The following is a 20,141-nucleotide window of genomic DNA, read 5'->3' on the forward strand; positions in this document are numbered from 1 at the left end:
GGTTCCCCTCCGGCGGACTTGAATCCAACCGTTCGGCGGTCGGGGCCGGAATCGCTGACGGGCGGAACGTCGCCGCCCCGGACCCAGTACGTCTTTCACCGTCGGCCCCGACCGTGAGCGCATGGACCGCGACGAGTTCGCCGCCAGCATCGACCACACCGTGCTCGGCCCGGAGACGACGTGGGGAGACGTCGAGACCGTGCTCGACGAGGCCGCCGATCACGGGATGAACGCCTGCATCCCGCCCTGCTACCTCCCCGAGGCCGCCGACTACGGGAACGCACCGGAGACGATCGCGACCGTGGTCGGCTTCCCGCACGGCCAGCACGCGCCCGGGGCGAAGCGCGACGAGGCGGTCGCCGCGTGGGACGACGGCGCCGACGAGATCGACCTCGTGATCAACGTCGGCCGGCTCAAGGCGGGCGAGGACGACGCCGTCGCCGCCGAGGTCTCGGACGTGGTCGCCGCGGTGCCGGTCCCGGTGAAGGTGATCATCGAGACCGCGCTCCTGACCGGCGACGAGAAGCGTCGCGCCTGCGAGGCCGCCGTCGCCGCCGACGCCGACATGGTGAAGACCTCCACGGGGTTCGCCGACGGCGGCGCCACCGTCCCCGACGTGGATCTGATGAGCGAGTACCTCCCCGTGAAGGCGTCCGGCGGCGTCGGCTCCTACGAGGAAGCGATGGACATGCTCGACGCGGGCGCGGTCCGGATCGGCGCCTCCTCCGGCGTCGCCCTCGTCGAGGGCCACCCCGAGAGCGCGGACTAGCGTTCGCCGGACGACGGATCTCGACCGTCACCGTCGGCCGCGAGCCCGTCTCCGCGCGTCGGACCGTCGCCGTCGGCGCTCGTTCGGGTTTCGGCGTCCCCGCCGCTCCCGGAGCGCGCTTCTCCTTCGACGTCCCCTCCGCTCTCGGTACCCCCTTCGCCCTCGATATCGTCCGGGTCGACGTCGACCTCGAAGGCCGAGACCGATTCGGAGAGCGAGGCCGCCTGTTCCCGGAGCCGGTCGGCGTTCTCCGCGATGGTGGCGACGGTCGCCGTCTGCTCCTCGGCGGCGGCGGACACCTGTTCGGAGCCGGCCGCGACCTCCCCGCTCACCTCGGCGACGTCCTCGACGCCCTCGACCGCGCGCTGGGTCGACTGCGCCTGATCTTCGGCCGCCTCGCTTATCTCTTGGACGCCGTGATTCGTCTCCTCGACCGCGTCCACGACGGCCTCGAGCGACGACGACGCCTCGCGGACGGTGTCGGCCCCTTCGTCGATCCGCGCGTTCGTCTCGCGGATGTCGCCGACGGTCTCGTCCGTCTCCTCGCGGACGGCCGCGATCTGCGACTCGATCTCGGCGGCGGCCTCCTGCGTCTCCTCCGCGAGATCTTTGACCTCGTTCGCGACGACGGCGAAGCCCTCGCCGGCCTCGCCCGCGCGGGCGGCCTCGATGGAGGCGTTCAGCGCGAGGATGTTCGTCTGCTCGGCCACGTCGGTGATGAACTCGACCACCTCGTCGATCTCGTCCATGCGGTCGTCGAGCGCTTCCATCTGCTCGACCGCAGCCGCGGAGCGCTCCTCGATCGCGTCCATCTCGTCGAGCGCCTCCGCGGCGGCCTCGCGGCCCTCCGTCCCGCGCTCCGAGGCGGCCTCGGCGGTCTCCGCGACGGACGCGGCCGACGACGCGACTTCTTCGATGCTGGCGGACAGGTCGCTCATCTCGCCGCTCACCGTGTCGAGCCGCTCGTCCTGCCGGACTGCACCGTCGGAAATCTCCTGGATCTGCTCGCTGACGGTCCCGCTCGCGGTCTCGACCTCGTCGGCGCCGGCCGCGAGGTCGGCGCTCGCGTCGTCGACCGCGGCGGCGAAGGCGGCGACCCGCGCGGTGGTCCGCTCCAACTGGGCCACCATGTCGTTGAACTCCTCGGCGATCTCCCGCATCGCGTCGCGGTCCGCGTCGGGGTCCATCCGCCGGGTGAGATCGCCGTCGGCGACCGCGCCCATCACCTCGCTGTAGTCGGCCGCGCGCGTCTCCATGTCGCGGGTGACGGCCTCGGCCTCCTCGCGGGCGGCCTCGGCGTCGTCGACCGCGGCCTCGGCCTCGGCGATCCGCTCGCGGAGCGCGTCCCGCATCTCGCCGAAGCTCGTGAACAGGCGGCCGATCTCGTCGATCCGGCCGGTCGACAGGTCCGCGTCGAGATCGCCCGACTCGATCCGCTCGGCGCGGTCGCGCAGCCGCGCGAGGGGGACGACCGTCCGGCCGCCGAGCACGACGCCGACCACGCCGAGCGACGCGAGCGTGAGGAGGACGAGGAGCAGCACCGAGTTCCCCACGTCGTTCCGGACGGCGAAGGCCGTCGACTGGTCGACGCTCGTGACCGACACCCAGTCCGTTCCGGGCACGGCGGCGTACGCGTGGACCTGTCCGTCGCCGATCCGCGTCGCGGTCGTGGCGTTCCCCTCTCGGATCGTCTCGACGCCCTCGGCGTGTTCGTCCTCGTCGACCGTCCCGTCGATGTCGAGGACCGTCTCGCCGTCGGCGTTGAGGATCGTCGTCTCCTCGCCCGTGTCGGTGTCCTGGATCCGTTCGAGCTGCGGCTGGATGCGGGTCACCACGACGAGGTACCGCCCGTCGGCCCGCGGCACGGAGCTGGCGAACGCCATCACCGGTCGGTCGTTGAGCACGGGCGACCGGTACGAGCGGGCCGACCGCCAGACGCGGTCGTCGTCGCCGACCCCTTCGGGCACGTCGGCGTCGCTCCACGGCGCGTCGAGATCGCTCGGGGACCGGCCCTCCAACGGCTGTTCCGTGCTGGCGACGACCCGGTCGTCGCCCGCGTCGACGAGGTGGATGCTGACGATGTCGTCGGAGAGCAGCTCGTCTTTCAGCAGTATGTACGCCGGCGCGCGCCGGTCCGATCGCAGGGCGTCGGCCGCCGACATCGACCGCGTCTCCGTGCCCATCCGCTCGGTCCACGAGCCGATGGCGTCCGCCTGCAGCCCGCCGGTCTCTGCGAGCTGGGTCGTCGCGTCCGCCTCCACGGTCTCTCCCGTCTGGAGGTAGGTGAACGCGCCGCCGGCGACGACGACCGCCGCGACGACGAGGAACGCGAGCGCGAACTTGGCGGCGTACCGGCGCCGGACCGCGTCCGGGAGGACCCGGCTCGCGGCCCGCGTCAGTCGGTCGACGAGGTCGGGCGCCATCAGTCCAACGCCTCCGGGTCCGAGGGGACCGAGAGATCGCCGGCGACGATGCGGTCGCCGGACTCGGCGATCGCGGCGCGCACTCCGTCCGGGATCGCCGGTCCGAGCGACGTGCCGTACACGAGCGCGACGCCGTCCTCGGCGAGCCCGAGGGCCGTCGTCGACCCCGTGTCGAGCTCGCCGTCGATCGTCCGCGCGGTGGCGTCGTACACCGCGGTGCCGACCCGCTTCACCATCGACGCGAGTATCACGTCCGCGTACCGCGGGTTGCTCCGCGACTGGTCGGAGTCGACGCCGATCGCGTACCGACCGTGCTCCTGGGCGGCCTGAAACACGCCGAGGCCGCTCCCGCCGGCCGCGTGGTACACCACGTCGGCGCCCCGTTCGTACATCTCCGCGGCCGCGGCGTACCCGGCCTCGGGGTCGTCGAAGCTGTCGACGTAGGTCGAGAGGACCGACACGTCGGCGGCCGCGTGGTCGACGCCGGCGCGGTACCCCGCCTCGAACTTGCGCACGAGGTCGGACTCGACCCCGCCGACGTAGCCGACGGTGCGCTCGTCCGGAACGGTCGAGCCCGCACCGACCGACACGTCTCGGTCCGTCACCAGCCCGGCGAGGTGGCCCGCCTGAAACGACCCCTCGTGCTCGCGGAACACGTAGCTCGCCACGTTGTCGCTGTCGACCGCGGAATCGACGATCGCGTACCGCTGGTCCGGGTGTTCGCCCGCGACCGCCGAGAGCGCCTCCGCCTGCAGGAAGCCGATACAGCAGATCAGGTCGTAGTCGGGCTCCGTCGACGCCGACAGCGCGGCCTGCGTGGTCTCGAACTCCGGAGCAGAGGCGGGCTCCTCGTTCGCGAACGCCACGTCGTGGTCGAGGCGCGCGCGCTGGATCCCCCTGTTGGCCGCGTCGTTGAACGAGCGGTCGTCGAGCCCGCCGAGCGCGTAGATCATGCCCACCGTCGCGCCGGCGTCGCTCGCGTCGCCGACCGCCTGTCCGTCCCCCGTCGTCGCCGCGGACGCCCCGTCCCCGGTCGACGTCGAGTTTTCGCCCGAATCACCGCCCAGACACCCGGCGAGTCCGCCGGCCGTAGCGGCGCCGAGCCCGGCGACAAGGCGACGCCGAGAGAGGGCCGTCGTCGATCGCGTGTGCGTCATCTGTCTGCGCTCGACGGATCGGGAATAAAACGGCTACGAAGATATTATCAACGTTGATAACGGCGTTCGAACGCGTCTCCGTGAGTGGTTCTGTCACGACACGGGGCGGGTTCGGCGCCCCCGCCGCGTTCTCTCGCCGCGGGAACGCCGTCTATTCATTTATACGCGGAGCGCGTTTCGTCGGGTATGAGTCATTCGACCGGACCCGGATCGCGCGGACTGGACCTCGACGCGGCCTTCAAGGCGTTCGGCGCGGTGGGAATCCTCGTCTCCCTCGCGCTCATCGTGGGCGTGCTCGCGCTGACCGACCCGTTCGGCGAGTTCGTCAGCGCCTCGCCGGCGGCGTTCGGGAGCCTGCTGTCGGCCGGCCTCCTCGCCGCCGTCGGCTACGCGGCCTACGCCCTGCGGCGGCGTTGACGAGGCGGGCGGTGACGACGCCGAGGGGTATAACCCGACGGCGGTCGAACCGGCGGCCATGAGCGACGAGACGATCGAGGACGCGGTCGAGCGGTTCCTCGACGAGACCGAGTCCTCGCTGGACAGCTACGATCAGGGGTACGCTGACGCCGACGCGACGGTTTCGGTGCTCCGAACGCACATCGACGAGCTGGCCGACGCCGTCGACGAGGGGGGAGAAGAGCGGGAGTAGTCGTCAGGGCCCGGCGCCGATCAGCTCTCGCACCCGAGCGACGTGCTCGCCGAAGGCGGGGTCGCCGCGCTCGCGCGGGCGCGCCACGTCGACGTCGACGATCTCGGCGACGCGGCCGGGCTCGGCCGCCATCACCGCGATCCGGTCGGCCAGCGTCACCGCCTCGGCGACGTCGTGCGTGACGAACAGGACGGTCTTGCCGGTCGAGGCCCACACGTCGAGCAGCTCGCGCTGTAACATCTCTCGGGTCTGCGCGTCGACCGCGCCGAACGGCTCGTCCATGAGGAGGAGCTCCGGGTCGACCGCGAGCGACCGCGCGATGGCGACGCGCTGTTTCATCCCGCCCGAGAGCGACTTCGGGTACGAGTCGCGGAACTCGGCGAGCCCGACCAGATCGAGCATCTCGTCCACCCGCCGCTCGCGCTCGGCCGCGCTCACGTCGGTCCGCTCGAGCCCGAACCCGACGTTCTCCTCGACCGTGAGCCACGGGAAGAGGTGGTACTCCTGGAAGACGACGCCCATGTCCGTCGTCGGACCGGTGACGGGCGCGCCGGCGACCCGGACCTCCCCGTCCGTGGCCTCGGTGAGCCCGGCGATGATCCGGAACAGGGTGGTCTTCCCGCAGCCGGAGGGACCGACGAGACAGACGAACTCCCCCTCGTCGACCCCGAACGACACGTCGTCGAGCGCCTGGACCGGCGTCCCGGCGTCGTCGTACGTCTTGCCGATCCCGTCGACGGCGACGTCGGCGACGCCGGCGGCACCGGACCCCGCCGGCTCCTCCCCCGCTCCGGGTCCGCGGTTCACGCCTGCCATGCTAACACCCGCCGTTGGACCGCGCGGAACGCCACGTCGACGACCAGGTACATCAGGCTCAACACGAAGATGTACGCGATGGCCCGGTCGACGCGGAGGTTGTTGCTCGCGCGCAGGATCTCGCGGCCGACGCCCGGCACGGAGAAGATCTCGGCGGCGATCACGAGCATCCAGCACCGCCCCAGCCCGGTCCGGATCCCGGTCGTGATTCCCGGCAGCGACGCCGGAACGACGATCGACCGGATCATGTCGAGGTCGCCGCGCACGCCGAGGGTCCGGCCCACGTCGAGCAGGTCGTCGGAGACCCCTTCGACGGCGCCGTAGGTCGCGTAGAAGTTGATCCAGAACCCGCCGACGGCGATGATGAACGCGGCGCCGGCGTGGTTGAGGCCGAACCACGCGATCGCGAACCCGATCAGCGCCAGCGGCGGGACGGGCCGGAGCAGCCGCACCAGCGGAGCGCTCACGTCGTCGAGCAGCCCGCTCCACGCGAACGCGACGCCGGCGGCCACGCCGAGCCCCGTCCCGGCGATCGTGCCGGGGACCCAGTGGCGGATACTCGACGCCAGCGCCTCGGGCATCGCCCCCGAGGCGAGCTGCCCGCGGAACTCCGCCGCGACCGCGACCGGCGACGGCAACACGAGCGGCGGCTGCGTGAGCGAGACGAGATGCCAGAGCGCGACGAATCCGGCCAGGCCCGCGGCGCCGCGGAGCAGCCGCCGCGGGTCGTCGAGGCCCAGGCCGGCCCGCAGCTCGCTCCCGTCGAACTCCCCTCCGGTGTCGGTGGCCATCAGAGCGAGTCGTACACCTCGAAGTCGAAGATCTGGTCGTTAGAGAGCTGTTCGTCGATCTGGTCGTTGCCCGCCGCGAACTCCGAGAAGACCTGGGTCGCTTCGCTGATCGATGAGGGGTCGGTGACGAAGTTCGACAGCGGCGAGTCGAGCGCCGTCCGCGCGCGATCGGCCGGCATCCCGATCCCCGACTCGACGTGTTGGGCCGTCTCGTCCGGGTTCGCGTCGATGAACTCGGTGGCCCGGACGTGCTGTTCGAGGAACTGCGCCGCGAGCGGCGACTCGCGGACCTCGTCGCTCATCAGCGTCACCGCGGCCGGCTGTCCGGGGAGGATCTCGGCCGCCGTCCGGAGCATCGTGACGGACGAGCCCTCCTCCCGCGCGATCGTCGGTACCGGTTCCATGATGGAGGTCCCGTCGATGTCGCCGCCGTTGATCGCCTGCCAGACCGCGTTGGCGCCGTTTATCTCGCGGATCTCGACGCTGTCGTTCGCCTCGGGATCGACGCCCGTCTCCCGGAGCCAGTAGCGGAGCAACACGTCGGGGACGCTCCCCTGCGGGAACGTGCCGAACCGGAACGGACGCCCCTGCTCTTCCTCCCACATCGCGAACGCGTCGGCGCCGTGCTGCTCGAAGGTGTCGTGGAACGAGGACTCGGCCATGATCCCCATCGGCTCGCGGATGTTCGCCGCGGTCACCCGCGCGGGGATGTCGTTGTCGATCACGATCATCGCCGGCACGATCCCGAACATGGCGACGTCGATGTCGCCGCCGCCGAACGCCTGCACGATCGCCGGGCCGTCGGTGAACTCGCGGCCGTCGACCTCGGCGTCGATCTCGGAGAAGTACCCCTCGCCCTCCATCACGTACCACTGGAGGTCCGGGTAGATAGGCATGTGCGCGACAGTCAGCTCGTCGAGTCCGGAGCCGTCGCCGCCGAGACAGCCGGCGAGACCGACCGCGGCGGCGCCGCCCGCGGCCGCGAGGAACGACCGCCGCGAGGCTCCCGCGTTTCGCTCGTACATACCGCTTGAAAGAGTCGAGTGTCCAATACACCCGCGCCACCAGCAACTGGAGCAGATACCGGTGACAGAGCGGATCTGAATAAAAAGACGATGAACCCGTTTGTAGGCGATTTACACCGAGAAAACGCTTAGAAGGCCCGTCAGTGGTAGATGCAATACTTGCGAGGCGCGTGCCGCCGTTCTCTCGCTCTCCAGTCGCTCACCGATCCGCCGACCCACTACCGACCCGCCGTCGAGCCGCCCTCGGCCCGCCACCGACCCGCCGTCGTTTATGAGGCCGCCCGCCAACACGCGCGTATGGTCTCGGAGATCTTCGACCCCGACGCGTGGGAGCCGGTCACCGACGAGTTCGACGACGTCACCTACCACCGCGGCGTCGACGTGCCCGCCGTCAGGATCGCGTTCGACCGCCCGGCGGTCCGGAACGCGTTCCGGCCGGGCACCGTCGACGAGCTGTACGCCGCGCTCGACCACGCGCGCAAGCAGGCGGACGTGGGCTGCGTGCTGCTCACGGGCAACGGCCCCTCCGAGAAGGACGGCGGCTGGGCGTTCTGCTCCGGCGGCGACCAGTCGGTGCGCGGCGGCTCCGGCTACGAGTACCGCGACGACGACGAGGCGGGCGACGAGGACGACGAACTGGTCCGGGAGGCGCGCGCCGGCCGGCTCCACGTCCTCGAGGTCCAGCGGCTGATCCGATTCATGCCCAAGCCCGTGGTCGCCGTCGTGCCGGGGTGGGCGGTCGGCGGCGGCCACTCGCTGCACGTGGTCTGCGACCTCACCCTCGCGAGCGAGGAGCACGCGAAGTTCCTCCAGACCGACCCCGACGTGGCCTCCTTCGACGGCGGGTTCGGCTCCGCGTACCTCGCGAAGCAGATCGGGCAGAAGAAGGCCCGCGAGGTGTTCTTCCGCGGGAAGACCTACTCCGCCGAGGAGGCCGCGGACATGGGGATGGTCAACGAGGCGATCCCCCACGGGGAGCTGGAGGAAGTCGCGCTGGAGTGGGCCGACGAGATGACGAAGAAGTCGCCGACCGCGATGCGCATGCTGAAGTACGCGTTCAACATGACCGACGACGGGATGGTCGGCCAGCAGGTGTTCGCGGGCGAGGCGACCCGCCTGGCGTACATGACCGAGGAGGCCCAGGAGGGCCGCGACGCGTTCTTGGAGAAGCGGGAGCCCGAGTTTCGCGATCACCCGTGGCACTACTGAGTCGGTCCCGCTGCGGCGGGTCGATCGCTCCTACCCGTGCGTGTACCCGCGGTCGGGAAGCGGATCGCCGTCGGCGGTGACCCCGTCCGCGGCGTCGACGACCCGCCCCACGCGGGTCAGCCCGCCCGGACACGCCTCGCCGGCGGGTGCGACCGCCTCGTCGGGGACGGCACAGACGAGCTCGAAGTCCTCGCCGAAGTGCGCGCCCAGCTCGAAGCGCTCGGCCGACTCCTCGGCGATTTCGTCGACCGCGGGGTGAACCGGGAGTCGCTCGCGGTCGAGCTCGAAGCCGACCTCGCTCGCCTCCGACAGCTGGTGGAGCGAGCGCGCGAGCCCGTCCGAGGAGTCCATCATCGCGGTCGCTCGGTCCGCGAGCGCCAGCCCGTCGGCGACGCGGGGCGTGAACCGGAACAGGTCGTTGGCGCGCTCGACCGCCTCGTCGGTTTCCCTTTTAAATAACCGGAGCGCGGCCGCGGAGCGTCCCCACTCGCCGGTGACGCAGAGCGCGTCGCCGGGGCGCGCGCCGGACCGCGTGACGGCGCCCGCGTCGGTCAGGTCGCCGATCGCGGTCGAGGCGGTGGTGAACTCGTCGTGGGTGTCGAGGTCGCCGCCGACGTACTCGGCGTCGACCGCCTCGCAGACGTCGACCGCGCCGGCGACGAAGCGGTCGAGTTTCTCCTCGTCGAAGGCGGCGTCGGCGTAGACCGCGACCGCCGCGGTCGCCCTCGCTCCCATCGCCGCCACGTCCGAGAGCGACGCGCCGACCGCGCGCCACCCGGCGGTGTACCGCGTCGTCCCGGGCGGGAAGTCGGTCCGCTCGTGGAGCATGTCGGTCGTGATCACGGTGTCGCCCACGACGGCGGCGTCGTCGCCGGCGTGCGGGAGGTCGGCCGCGAGCGCCCGGAGCGCGTCTCGCTCGTTCACGATACCGACGTGTCGGGGCCGAACGGATTATAAGGGATCGGTCCGGGCGGCCGGATCGCCCCCGCTCTCTCCCGATCAGTGAGTCCCGTTACCAAGAACCATTTAAACGGGTAATACACATTAACGAATATTATCATTATCAATCATTATGTTTATTACCAGCCTCCCGCACCTACCGAGTGCAATGTCAGTATCCGTACCCGGACACGCAGCAGCACGACCCGCCGACAGCACGATCACCAGACGACCGCCGCAACCGCCCACACGACCCGATGACGACACCTAACGACACCACACCGACGGCCGACCCGACGAACCGGACGACTCGAACGACCGAACAAACGCAGAGCGATCGAACGTCGACCGATCGACGCGGCACCGACGCTTCTCACCGGACGATCCCCGGGCGCACGCCGAGCACCGAAGAGGCGGGCGCGCCGATCGTCCCGACGACCCGTCCCACGACCGAGGGGTCCACCGCGACCGGGACCCCTCGACGCCCGAGTCCGCCGCCGACCGACGGCGAGCGAGACGCCCCGCTGGTCCCCGACCTGCGACCGACGCGTCGCCCGCGGACCGCCGGGGGGTCGCGATGAGCGCCGTCCCCATGGCCGGGACCGGACGCGGACCGCGGCCGGACCCGACGACGTTCACGCGGCGCGCGGCCGAGCGGACCGAGCAGACTGACGCCGCCGCGCGACTCGACGACACGACCGACCAGTTCACCGACGACGCGACCACGGAGTGACACCGATGCATCCCAACGAACTCGACGACGACACCTTCACGAGAGATATCGACAACCCGGCCGGCCGGAGGCTCCGCGAACTGTTCGAGGAGCAGGAGTACACGTTCGCGCCCGGGATCTACCACGCGCTCGACGCCCGCCTCGCGGAGATGGCCGGGCTCGACGCGGCCTACATGAGCGGCTACTCGACCGTCCTCGGCCAGTTCGGGTTCCCCGACCTGGAGATGGTCACGATGAGCGAGATGGTCGAGAACGCCAAGCGCATGGTCGAGGCGACCAACCTGCCCGTCGTCGCCGACTGCGACACCGGCTACGGCGGGGTCCACAACGTCCGGCGCGCGGTCCGCGAGTACGAGAAGGCCGGCGTCGCCGCGATCCACATCGAGGACCAGACCTCGCCGAAGCGCTGCGGCCACATCGCGGGCAAGCAGATCGTCTCCCGCGAGGAGGCGCGCTCGCGCTTCGAGGCCGCGGTCGACGCCAAGCAGAGCGAGGACACCGTCATCATCGCCCGCACCGACGCGTACGGCTCCGCGAACGGCGACTGGGAGGAGCACCTCGAACGCGGCCGGATCTACGCCGACGCCGGCGTCGACCTCGTCTGGCCCGAGATGCCCGACCCGTCGCGCGAGGACGCGGTCGAGTACGCCGAAACGATCCACGAGACCCACCCGGACCTGGACCTCGCCTTCAACTACTCCTCCTCGTTCGAGTGGGGCGCGGAGGAGGACCCGCTCACCTTCCAGGAGCTGGGCGATCTGGGCTACCAGTACATCTTCATCACGCTGTACGGGCTCCACTCGGGCGCGCACGCCGCCTACGAGGACTTCGAGAACATCGCCGAAAACGACGAGGAGGCGCAGTTCGACCTCGAAGAGCGGTACATCGGCCACGAGACCGAGAGCCACCACGAGCTCTCCTTCGTCCCGCGGTACCAGGACATCGAGGCCGAGTTCGACCCCGAGGCGCGCCAGCGGCAGGAGGAGTCCGCCGGCTTCACCGAAGACGAGAACGACCCGATCACCGCCGAGAGCGGCGACGACGACTGATCGGCGAGTCCGGGGTCCCAGCGGGCATCGCGGGACCCCGCCCTACTCGGGGATCGCGCCCAGATTTTTCAGCTCGTCGAGGTCGCCGTCGCCGTACCCGTACTCCCTGAGCACCGCCTCGGTGTGCTCGCCCAGCGAGGGGGGATACCGCCGGGCCGTCGTCGGCGTCCGCGAGAAGTGCATCGGCGAGCCCGGCACCCGCATCGGGCCGGCGGTCGGGTGGTCGAACTCGTCGACCATGTCCCGCGCGGCCAGCTGCGGGTCGTCGAACACCTCGGCCATGTCGCGGACGGGGCTCGCGGGGACGCCGTGCTCGCCGAGCCGGTCGAGCGCCTCCTCGGTCGCGAGCTCCGCGAATGCGGCGTCGAGCTCGGGATCGAGCGCGTCCCGGTTGCGCACGCGCTTCTCGTTGGTCTCGAACCGCTCGTCGGCCAGCAGGTCGGGGCGGTCGAGCGCCTCGCAGAGCCGCGGCCAGAACGCGTCGGACGCGCAGGCGACGACGACGTACCCGTCCCGCGTCTCGAACGCCTGGTACGGGGCGATGTTCGGGTGCTTGCTCCCCATCCGCCCCGGCGGCTCGCCGCTCGCGAAGTAGTTCGCCGCCATGTAGCTGGTCCACGCGGCCTGCCCGTCGAGGAGGCTCACGTCGATCTTCTGGCCGGTCCCGTCGCCGAGCTCCCGTTCGAGGAGCGCCGCGAGGATCGCCTGCGTCGCGTACATCCCGGCGCCGATGTCGGCCAGCGCGACCCCGATCCTGACCGGCGCGCCGCCCTCGACGCCCGTGATCGACATGAAGCCGCCGCGGGCCTGCATCACGACATCGTACGCGGGCTCGTCGCGGTCCGGCCCCCACTCGCCGTACCCGGAGAGCCCGCAGTAGATCAGTCCGGGGTTCTCTGCCGCGAGGTCCGGGTAGTCGAGACCCCAGTCGTCCATCTTGCCGACCCGGAAGTTCTCGACGAGCACGTCCGCCTCCCGCGCGAGGTCCCGGAACACCGCGCGCCCGGCATCGCTCGCGAGGTTCAGCTCGACGGACCGCTTGTTGCGGTTGACGCTGGCGTAGTAGGCGCTCTGTGCGCCCTCGCCGTCTCCGTCGTCCGCGCCGAAGGCCGGCGGGCGCCACGTCCGCGTCTGGTCGCCCTCGCCCGGTCGCTCGACCTTGATCACCTCGGCACCGAGGTCGCCGAGCTGCATGGTGCAGAACGGCCCCACCAGCACCCGCGAGGCGTCGAGCACGGTGAGTCCGTCGAGGGGTCCCGCGTCGCCCTCGGGGTCGCGCGCCTCACCGACCACGGGACGACACCTCCGTGGTCGGCCGTCGGATCGCTCCCGTACCCGGCTGCCGCGTCGCGTTCATGCAGTCCGGATCGGGCGGGCGGGTAATGAGCCTCCCGGCGGTCCACACCCGGGTCGGTCCTCGACGACGACGACGGTCGTCACCCTCGCCGACGACGGTCGTCACCTCCTCCGCCGGCGACGCCCGCCGCGTCGCCAACGGTTATACCGCACCGCGTCGATGGGACCTGCATGGATCTCGACATCGAGGGGAACGTCGCGCTGACGACGGCATCGAGCAGCGGTCTCGGCTTCGCGTCCGCGCAGGCGCTCGTCCGCGAGGGCGCGAACGTGGTCATCAACGGTCGCGACGGCGACAGCCTCGCGGACGCGAAGGCGGATCTGGAGACGGAGGCGGCCGGCGACGCCCGCGTCGTCGCCGTCGAGGGCGACATCACGGACCCGGACGATCTGGACCGGCTCGTCGAGACGACGCTCGACGAGTTCGGCCGGCTCGACCACCTCGTCACGTCGGCGGGCGGGCCGCCGTCCGGGGCCTTCCTCGACACCGACGACGAGGACTGGGAGGCGGCCTACGAGCTGCTCGTGATGAGCGTCGTCCGGCTCGCGCGGAAGTGCGCCGAGCCCCTCGCCGACGGTGACGGCGGCACCATCGTTACCATCACCTCGCGGTCGGTGAAGGAGGCGATCGACGGGCTGGTGCTCTCGAACTCGGTGCGGATGAGCGTCGTCGGGTTAGAGAAGACGCTCTCGATGGAGCTCGGCCCGGACGTGCGCGCGAACGCGGTGCTCCCCGGCTCTCACGAGACGAGCCGCATCCGGGAGCTCGTCGATCAGGCGATCGAGCGCGGCGAGTACGACTCCTACGAGGAGGGGCTCGCCGACTGGGTGGACAACCCGCTGGACCGCATCGGCGACCCGATCGAACTGGGGAACACCGTCGCGTTCCTCTCCTCGCCGCGGGCCGGCCACGTGAACGGGCAGGCGATCGTCATCGACGGCGGCGGCGGGAGCTCGAACCTGTAGTCGGTGCGGCCGGTTCGCCTTCTCGCTTCGCCCGCCCGCTACCGCAACCGTCAACCGGCGGGATCGCCTCGGTCGGCGTAGATGGAGGTCCTCGTCCGGCTCTCGGGGCTGCTCGCGCTGCTGCTCGCTGGGACGGGCCTCCGGCGCGTCGGCGTCCTCGACGCGGCCCGCACGGAGCTGCTCAACCAGACCGCGTACTACGTGGCGCTCCCGGCGCTAGTGTTCGTCGCGACCTACGATCAGGCGATCGGCGACGTGGTCTCGTGGGAGCTGTTCGTCGGCGTCGTCGCCGCGCTGCTCGGGACCGCACTCGTCGCGTCGGTCGTCCACCGGAACCGGTCGCCGAGCGCGCGCCGCAGCGTCGCGGTCGTCCAGTCGTACCACTCGAATCTGGGCTACCTCGGCGTCCCGCTGGTGGCGGCGACGTTCGACGCCGAGGTGACCGCGATCGCGAGCGTCATTCTGGGGATCGGCGCGCTGGTGCAGGTCCCCCTGACGGTGATCCTGCTGGTGTCGATGAACGGGGCGAACGCCGAGGGCGCGCTGGGGCGGCACCTCACGTCGCTCGCGGGCAACCCGGTCCTCATCGCGCTCGTCGCCGGCATGCTGATCGGCGGGTTCGAGCTCGGGGTGCCGACCGCGGCCGCGTCCGCCCTCGACTGGGTCGGGTCGCTGGCGCTCCCGCTCGCGCTGCTCTGCGTCGGCGCGACGCTGCAGGTCGACTCCTCGACGATCGACCGCCGAGCGACCGCCTCGGTAGTCGCGCTCAAGGTGGGGTGTATGCCCGTCATCGCGTGGGGCGTCCTCGCGCTGCTCGGCGTCAACGCCGCGACGTTCACCGCCGGGGTCGTGATGCTCGGGACGCCGACCGCGGTGTCGACGTACGTGTTCGCGACCGAGCTCGGCGGCGACGCCGGGTTCGCCTCGCTGAACGTGTTCGTCACGACGGTCGCGTCGGTCGCGTCGCTGACCCTGTTGATCGAGCTGGTCGGCGCGGTCGCGTAGGCCGCACCGATCCGCCGAGTTCGGATTCCGCCGCGACCCGAACCGATTTGACACGGGGCGTCCACGGACGCCCATGGAACACGTTCCGTTCGACGACGCGGAGACCTACGAGCCGGAAGACGGATGGGGACGCGCCGCGCTGGCGGGCAGCGACCGGTTCTCCTTCGAGTGGTTCGAGAAGCCGTCGGGCCACTCCTCGCCGATGCACGACCACGAGAACGAGCAGGTCTGCGTCTGCCTGGAGGGCGAGCTCGTCGTCCACACCGAGGACGACACCGCCGTGTTAGCGGAGTACGACTCGGTCCACCTCGACGCGTGGGAGTCGCACCGGGTCGAGAACCGGACCGACGAGCGCGCGGTCGGCCTCGACGTGTTCGCGCCGGGCCGCGGCTTCGACTTCTGGACCGACCGGGAGGAGTGATGGCGGGGGACACCCCACAGGCGGGAGACACGGGGGGGATCCGACTCGCCCGGACCGTCGAGGGCCGGCCTCTGCTCGGCGACGAGGACGGGTTCGTCCCGCTCGCGTCGGCCGGGATCGACGGGGTCGACGACGCGCTCGACGCCGCGGTCGGCGAGGTCGACGGCGACGCCTCCGGGAGGCCGGCGCTCCCGTCGCTCGACGACCTCCCCGCCTCGCGGACGCCGGCGGAGGGCCTCTCGTTCGGCGTCCCGTTCGACCCCGGGAAGCTCTGGGGGATCGGGCTCAACTACGCCGACCACGCCGAGGACCTCGACGCGGTCCGGCCCGCGGAGCCCGCGAGCTTCATGCAGCCGGCGACGGCGCTGACCGCGCCCGGCGGGCCGATCCGGCTGCCGCCGACCGAGGAGGCGTCTCGGGTCACGGCGGAGGCGGAGCTGGGCCTCGTGATCGGTCGGACCTGCAAGGATATCGGCGAGGGCGAGTTCGGCGACGTCGTCGCCGGTGTCGTCCCCGTCATCGATGTGACCGCCGAGGACGTGCTCCAGCGCAACCCGCGCTTTCTCACCCGCGCGAAGAGCTACGACACGTTCCTCGTCGTCGGCCCGTGGGTGTCTGCCCCGGTCAGCGTCGACCGGCTCGCGGGGACGACCGTCCGGACCGTGATCAACGGCGAGACGGTCGCGGAGAACACCGTGGACCGGATGCTGTTCCCGCCCGAGGAGCTCGTGAGCGTCCACTCGCGCGTGATGACGCTGGAGCGCGGGGACCTGATCTCGACGGGGACGCCCGGCGCGGGCGTGATCGAGGCCGGCGACACGGTCCGCGCGGAGGTCGACGGCGTGGGGGTGCTGGAGGCGGACGTGATCGGGAGTGAGTGAATGCGAGGAGAAAGCGGGGACGAACCGGGGCGGTGCCCGAGAGTCAGGCCGGCAACGTGTCGATCCCGTTGATCTCGACGTAGCCGAACCCGCACTCGGGACAGCGCCACTTCGTCTTCTCGCCGAGGTGGAGGGTCATCGCCGCGGTCCGGTAGAACGACTGGGCCTCTCCGCACGAGGGACAGTCCACGTCCTTTTCGAGCGCCATGTACGCGGATCGGTCCGGCGCGGTTTTGAAGCTACTGATTCGCCGGTTGTACTCGGTCGATTACTTATAACTCGTTGCTGACGGCTCGGCGGTGAACACCGCCAAAGCCCCAGCCACGCTCGGCTCCCACAGCTCGCTGCGCTCCTCAGTCGCTCGTTTCACTCGCTCCCTGCGGTGCTTGCGTCGCTGGGGTTCGCCGAGCGCGGCTGCCCCTTTGAGTCCCACCCCGCACCGCAACTGCAGCCTCACGCCTCCCCAGCCTCGCGGCTCGCTCGGGGCTCCCTTCGGTCGCCCACGTCGCTCACCGCGTCCCTCGCGCGCGCTCCTCGTGGCCTATCGGCCACTCGGAGGCACGCGCCACCGCAGTTCTGTTTATAAGTAGTGCTTCGACGTTCCCGTCCCTACTTCTCGTCGACGTGCCGGACCTCGCTGGCGACGCCGCGCGTCGAGTCGACCATCTCCGGACCGGACATCTCGGCGCGGCCGACCGCGAACGCCTTCGGCCCCTCGATGACGATCTCGTCGCCGACGCGGATATCGTCGTCCGCGTCGACGACGCCGGGCGCGAGAACCGAGCCGTGGGGAACGAACCGGTCGATCTCGACTCGCTTCGCGGGGGCGTCGCTCTCGACCCAGCGGCGCGCGCCGGCGAGGGTGAAAGAGAGGGTGCCGTACTGCGGCACCATCGTCGCGAGCTGTTCGCCCGGCTCGCCCTCGCGGCCGGCGTCGGGGTCCTCGCCCCACACCTGCAGTTTGGGGTACCGACCCGTGGTGCGGATGTCGGCCTCGCCCGGCCCGCCGAACAGGTCGTCGCCGGCGCCGTCGCCGAGCAGGTAGTCGGCGAGCGCCCGGACCGTGTTGTGCTCGCGCTCCCGCTTGCTGTAGGCCGGTTCGCCCTGTAAGGCGGCGTTCAGCTCCCCGAGCGACTCGTCGCTCGTGGGGTGACCGACGCAGGTGTACTCGAAGGGGACGTCGATCGCGGGGTCGCGCTCGACGCGCTCGCAGATCTCGCGGTAGCCGTGGTCGGGGACGTGCGCGACGACGCGGGAGTAGTCGTTCCGCTCCAGATATCGGCGGAGCACCTCGGCGACGAACCCGGTCTCGTCCTCGCTCCAGTCGCCGGTGACGACCGCGTCGTAGTGCTGTGCGGGGTAGGTCGTCTCCAGCTCCTGGGGGACCACGCCGATCGGCGAGGTCATCGAAACGGTGTGGCCGCGCCACTGGATCGCGTCGTGGAACTGCCGGTGGCTCTGGGAGTCGCTGTACGGCTTGGTCGCCGAGCAGGGCACCAACACGAGCGGCTGGTCGGCAAAGCGGTTCCGGTACCGGCTCGTCACGCGGTCGGCGAACCGCCGGATCTCGACGCGGTCGAGCGTCTCCGCGGTCGCCGCGGTCACCTCGGCGTCGCGCATGAGGGGGGTCCGTTCCTCTACGTACCCCCACTGGTCGTCGAACTCGCGGAACGCCGCCGTGAGCCACTGCTCGTGGCGGGTCTGGCCCTCGATGTAGTCGCGCAGGCGACCCGCCCGAACCCGCTCGCGGACGCGGCGGAGCTCGGCGCGGAGGGCGTTGACGTTGTGCTCGGCGCAGTCCGCGCGCGTGAACTCCTCGCGGGGGCCCGCACAGGCCGGACAGGCGCACGGGAGCTCGTCGAGGTCCTCAAGGAAGTGCTCGGCGTCGGCGGTGAGATACATCCCCTGGGTCCCCTTCGTCCGCGCGAGCGTCGCGTCCACGAGGTCGACGCCGGCGTACGCGAGCAGCGCGACGTTCCGGGGCGTGGCGACGCCCGACAGCGTGAGGGCGGTGTCGGCCGGGAGGGCCGCTTTCGCCGCCACGACCGCGTCGCGGAACGCCTCGCCGTGGCCGACGAACCCGGAGGCGTCGGCGAGGACGTACGCGTCCGCGCCCACGTCGTGCGCGCTCTCGCTGTCGACGACCGCGGCGGAGGGGTAGTCGACGTCGGGGTGATCGACCGCGAACGACTCGCGGACCTCCTCGCGGGTGCCCGCGGGGAACGCGCGGTGCGGCAGGACGGTGAGCGAGGCCTCGTCGCCGTCGGGAACCTCTCGGTCGCCGGCCCAGAGGCTGCCGGCGTCCTCGAGGAAGGGGTCCGCGAGCGCCGGCGTCGTCACCGGGTCTGCGAGCCGGAGCTCGCCGAGCCGGGCCGCGCCGTCGCGCTCGTGGACCTCGAAGTACTCGGTCATACTCCCCCTCGCGGGGGGACGGTCAATTCTCTTGTGTTCCGCGGCCGCGGGGCGGGACCGGGGGGAGGGGCGGGAGCGGAGACGGTCCCCGCTCCGCTGCTCCGATCCTCAGCGTCGATACTCGCGGACGAAGCGTTTTATCCGACCCCACCGTCCGCGGACGGGATGGCAGGACGGTACGACACGCGGGACGCCGGAGAGGGCCGACTACGGGAACTGCTGGTGACGCTCGGCGTGATCGACCCGGATCACGTCTCCGAGGAGCCGGAGGGGGGAGTCGCCCGCGCGACCGCCGCGCTGTTCGTCTCGCTTTCCGGGTTCGCCTTGCTGATACCGAACGTGACCCCGCTCGTCTCGGGCGGCGAGCCGCCGATCGGGATCGCCCTCTCGGTTGGGGACCGCGCTCTCCGTCGCGCTGGTGCTCGTCGGCGCCCTCCTGTACCGCAGCGCGTTCACGACGCGAAACGCGGTCCGAATCGCCGTCTGGAGCCTCTTCGGGATCGTCGTGCTCGGCGGGATCATGGCCGGTATCATTCGGTATCAGGCCCAACTCGGGACACCGATGGTCGCGCCCACCTTCACGGTCGCGAAGGTGCTCGCGATCGGCGCGGTCGCGCACGTGATCATCGGCGTCTACGACGCCCGACGGGTCCGGGCCCAGCAGCTCGCCAAGGAGCAGCGGCGGGTCTCCGTGCTGAACCGGATGATCCGACACAACCTCCGCAACGAGACGACCGTGCTCGGGGGCCACGCCTCGCTCATCGCCGAGGGCGTCGACGATCCCGATCTCCGCGACTCGGCGGAGGCGGTGGCGAAGAGCGCCGCGGTGATCGGCGGCCTCGCGGAGGACGCCAAGCGGCTGCAGGCGGCCTTCGAGCGCCGCCCCGACGAGCGCGAGGCGGTCCCGGTCGAGCCGATGCTGGAGGACGCCGCCGCGGGCGCCCGCGAGGCGGGCGCCGAGACCGTCGCGGTCGACACCGAGCCCTGCGCCGCGCTGGCCGACGAGCGGCTCGCGACCGCGGTCGAGGAGCTCGCGACGAACGCGCCCGAACACGGCGCGAGCGCTGTCGAGCTGTCGGCCCGCGAGATCGACGGGGACGTGGAGATCACCGTCGCCGACGACGGCCCCGGGATCCATGAGGCCGAGAGCCGCGTGATCACCGGTCGGGACCCGGAGACCCAACTGGAGCACGCGAGCGGACTCGGGCTCTGGATCGTCCGGGCGACCGCCGACGCGTTCGGCGGATGGCTGTCGATCGAGACGACGCGAGCGGACGAGGAGGGAGCGAGCGACGACGGAGCCGGCACGACGGTGACGATGGGGGTCCCGGCGGCTTGACGGGGTCGTAGGAGGGATCCGTTTCCTGATCAAGTGCGGGAGTACGTGTATCAGAACGAGTGAGTAGTCATTTATAAGCGATCGAACGGTATTGCTGTCGGTTGTTTATAAGTCACCGACGGCGCTGCGGTGAACACCTCTCGGGGATCGACGGTGAACACCTCCAAAGCTCCAGCCGCTGTGGGCGGCGCACGCTCGCTG

Annotated in this window: 21 protein-coding genes; 12 read left to right on the forward strand and 9 right to left on the reverse strand. The window is 71.2% G+C overall.

Annotation, left to right across the window (positions count from 1 at the left end; translation table 11 throughout):
* Window positions 1–121 precede the first annotated feature (121 nt).
* Window positions 122–769 carry a deoxyribose-phosphate aldolase gene (gene deoC / locus EDM04_RS12440; RefSeq protein WP_123622559.1) on the forward strand — a complete coding sequence of 216 codons (648 nt, stop codon included), beginning with the start codon at window positions 122–124 and terminating at the stop codon, window positions 767–769.
* Here deoC and EDM04_RS12445 read toward each other — a convergent pair.
* Window positions 766–3,192, reverse strand: a complete 2,427-nt coding sequence (locus EDM04_RS12445) for a methyl-accepting chemotaxis protein (RefSeq protein ID WP_123622561.1) — start codon at window positions 3,190–3,192, stop codon at window positions 766–768. The genes deoC and EDM04_RS12445 overlap by 4 nt on opposite strands.
* Window positions 3,192–4,349: a BMP family protein gene (locus tag EDM04_RS12450; protein ID WP_123622563.1), complete on the reverse strand. Its 1,158-nt coding sequence runs from the start codon at window positions 4,347–4,349 to the stop codon at window positions 3,192–3,194. Before EDM04_RS12450 ends, EDM04_RS12445 begins: the two co-directional genes overlap by 1 nt.
* 186 nt (window positions 4,350–4,535) lie before the next feature.
* Here EDM04_RS12450 and EDM04_RS12455 point away from each other — a divergent pair, with 186 nt between their 5' ends.
* Both EDM04_RS12455 and EDM04_RS18570 read left to right on the forward strand, forming a co-directional pair.
* Window positions 4,536–4,766 carry a hypothetical protein gene (locus EDM04_RS12455; RefSeq protein WP_123622565.1) on the forward strand — a complete coding sequence of 77 codons (231 nt, stop codon included), beginning with the start codon at window positions 4,536–4,538 and terminating at the stop codon, window positions 4,764–4,766.
* Window positions 4,767–4,824: 58 nt separating this feature from the next.
* Entirely contained in the window at window positions 4,825–4,998 is a 174-nt protein-coding gene (locus EDM04_RS18570; protein WP_164471127.1) for a hypothetical protein, read from the forward strand.
* A 3-nt stretch (window positions 4,999–5,001) separates the two neighbouring features.
* Here the strand turns inward: EDM04_RS18570 and EDM04_RS12460 are convergent, their stop codons facing one another.
* Genes EDM04_RS12460 through EDM04_RS12470 form a run of 3 tightly spaced genes read right to left on the reverse strand, consistent with a single transcriptional unit; the run spans window position 5,002 to window position 7,630 of the window.
* A complete protein-coding gene (locus EDM04_RS12460) occupies window positions 5,002–5,814 on the reverse strand; it encodes an ABC transporter ATP-binding protein (RefSeq protein WP_123622567.1) in 813 nt (270 codons plus the stop codon).
* Window positions 5,802–6,605 (reverse strand): ABC transporter permease, encoded by an 804-nt coding sequence (locus EDM04_RS12465; RefSeq protein ID WP_123622569.1) that lies wholly within the window; start codon window positions 6,603–6,605, stop codon window positions 5,802–5,804. The genes EDM04_RS12460 and EDM04_RS12465 overlap by 13 nt, the downstream gene beginning before the upstream one ends.
* Window positions 6,605–7,630 (reverse strand): ABC transporter substrate-binding protein, encoded by a 1,026-nt coding sequence (locus EDM04_RS12470; RefSeq protein WP_123622571.1) that lies wholly within the window; start codon window positions 7,628–7,630, stop codon window positions 6,605–6,607. The genes EDM04_RS12465 and EDM04_RS12470 overlap by 1 nt, the downstream gene beginning before the upstream one ends.
* 297 nt (window positions 7,631–7,927) lie before the next feature.
* On the opposite strand from EDM04_RS12470, the gene EDM04_RS12475 reads away from it, so the two are divergent.
* Complete coding sequence (locus tag EDM04_RS12475) at window positions 7,928–8,839, forward strand: 1,4-dihydroxy-2-naphthoyl-CoA synthase (RefSeq protein ID WP_123622573.1); 912 nt, start codon at window positions 7,928–7,930, stop codon at window positions 8,837–8,839.
* A gap of 30 nt (window positions 8,840–8,869) precedes the next feature.
* On the opposite strand, the gene thiL is transcribed toward EDM04_RS12475, so the two are convergent.
* Entirely contained in the window at window positions 8,870–9,763 is an 894-nt protein-coding gene (gene thiL, locus EDM04_RS12480; protein ID WP_123622575.1) for a thiamine-phosphate kinase, read from the reverse strand.
* A 272-nt stretch (window positions 9,764–10,035) separates the two neighbouring features.
* Here thiL and EDM04_RS12485 point away from each other — a divergent pair, with 272 nt between their 5' ends.
* From EDM04_RS12485 to aceA, 3 genes are read left to right on the forward strand one after another with little or no spacing between them, the layout of a single operon-like run.
* Window positions 10,036–10,359 carry a hypothetical protein gene (locus EDM04_RS12485; RefSeq protein WP_123622577.1) on the forward strand — a complete coding sequence of 108 codons (324 nt, stop codon included), beginning with the start codon at window positions 10,036–10,038 and terminating at the stop codon, window positions 10,357–10,359.
* Window positions 10,356–10,511, forward strand: coding sequence for a hypothetical protein (locus EDM04_RS18575; RefSeq protein WP_164471128.1), 156 nt, complete (start codon window positions 10,356–10,358; stop codon window positions 10,509–10,511). The genes EDM04_RS12485 and EDM04_RS18575 overlap by 4 nt, the downstream gene beginning before the upstream one ends.
* A 5-nt stretch (window positions 10,512–10,516) precedes the next feature.
* Window positions 10,517–11,560 (forward strand): isocitrate lyase, encoded by a 1,044-nt coding sequence (gene aceA, locus EDM04_RS12490; protein WP_123622579.1) that lies wholly within the window; start codon window positions 10,517–10,519, stop codon window positions 11,558–11,560.
* A 42-nt stretch (window positions 11,561–11,602) separates the two neighbouring features.
* Here aceA and EDM04_RS12495 read toward each other — a convergent pair whose 3' ends face one another.
* Window positions 11,603–12,853 carry a CaiB/BaiF CoA-transferase family protein gene (locus EDM04_RS12495; protein ID WP_123622581.1) on the reverse strand — a complete coding sequence of 417 codons (1,251 nt, stop codon included), beginning with the start codon at window positions 12,851–12,853 and terminating at the stop codon, window positions 11,603–11,605.
* 234 nt (window positions 12,854–13,087) lie between these two features.
* Here EDM04_RS12495 and EDM04_RS12500 point away from each other — a divergent pair, with 234 nt between their 5' ends.
* The 4 genes from EDM04_RS12500 (at window position 13,088) to EDM04_RS12515 (ending at window position 16,189) form a co-directional block, all read left to right on the forward strand.
* Window positions 13,088–13,882, forward strand: a complete 795-nt coding sequence (locus EDM04_RS12500) for an SDR family oxidoreductase (protein WP_123622583.1) — start codon at window positions 13,088–13,090, stop codon at window positions 13,880–13,882.
* Window positions 13,883–13,963: 81 nt separating this feature from the next.
* Window positions 13,964–14,887 (forward strand): AEC family transporter, encoded by a 924-nt coding sequence (locus EDM04_RS12505; RefSeq protein WP_123622585.1) that lies wholly within the window; start codon window positions 13,964–13,966, stop codon window positions 14,885–14,887.
* Between the two features lie 73 nt (window positions 14,888–14,960).
* The gene (locus EDM04_RS12510) at window positions 14,961–15,308 is read left to right on the forward strand and encodes a cupin domain-containing protein (protein ID WP_123622587.1); all 348 of its coding nucleotides are present in this window, start codon (window positions 14,961–14,963) and stop codon (window positions 15,306–15,308) included.
* Complete coding sequence (locus EDM04_RS12515) at window positions 15,308–16,189, forward strand: fumarylacetoacetate hydrolase family protein (protein WP_123622590.1); 882 nt, start codon at window positions 15,308–15,310, stop codon at window positions 16,187–16,189. Before EDM04_RS12510 ends, EDM04_RS12515 begins: the two co-directional genes overlap by 1 nt.
* Before the next feature lie 43 nt (window positions 16,190–16,232).
* On the opposite strand, the gene EDM04_RS18580 is transcribed toward EDM04_RS12515, so the two are convergent.
* Entirely contained in the window at window positions 16,233–16,397 is a 165-nt protein-coding gene (locus EDM04_RS18580; protein ID WP_164471129.1) for a hypothetical protein, read from the reverse strand.
* Between the two features lie 401 nt (window positions 16,398–16,798).
* The gene (gene arcS / locus EDM04_RS12520; RefSeq protein WP_123622593.1) at window positions 16,799–18,601 is read right to left on the reverse strand and encodes an archaeosine synthase subunit alpha; all 1,803 of its coding nucleotides are present in this window, start codon (window positions 18,599–18,601) and stop codon (window positions 16,799–16,801) included.
* A 391-nt stretch (window positions 18,602–18,992) separates the two neighbouring features.
* Between arcS and EDM04_RS12525 the strand changes: the two genes are divergently transcribed.
* Window positions 18,993–19,940: a HAMP domain-containing sensor histidine kinase gene (locus EDM04_RS12525; protein WP_241154907.1), complete on the forward strand. Its 948-nt coding sequence runs from the start codon at window positions 18,993–18,995 to the stop codon at window positions 19,938–19,940.
* Window positions 19,941–20,141: the final 201 nt, after the last annotated feature.

It is taken from the genome of Halorubrum sp. CSM-61 (genome assembly GCF_003781945.1).
Classification (GTDB): Archaea; Halobacteriota; Halobacteria; order Halobacteriales; family Haloferacaceae; genus Halorubrum.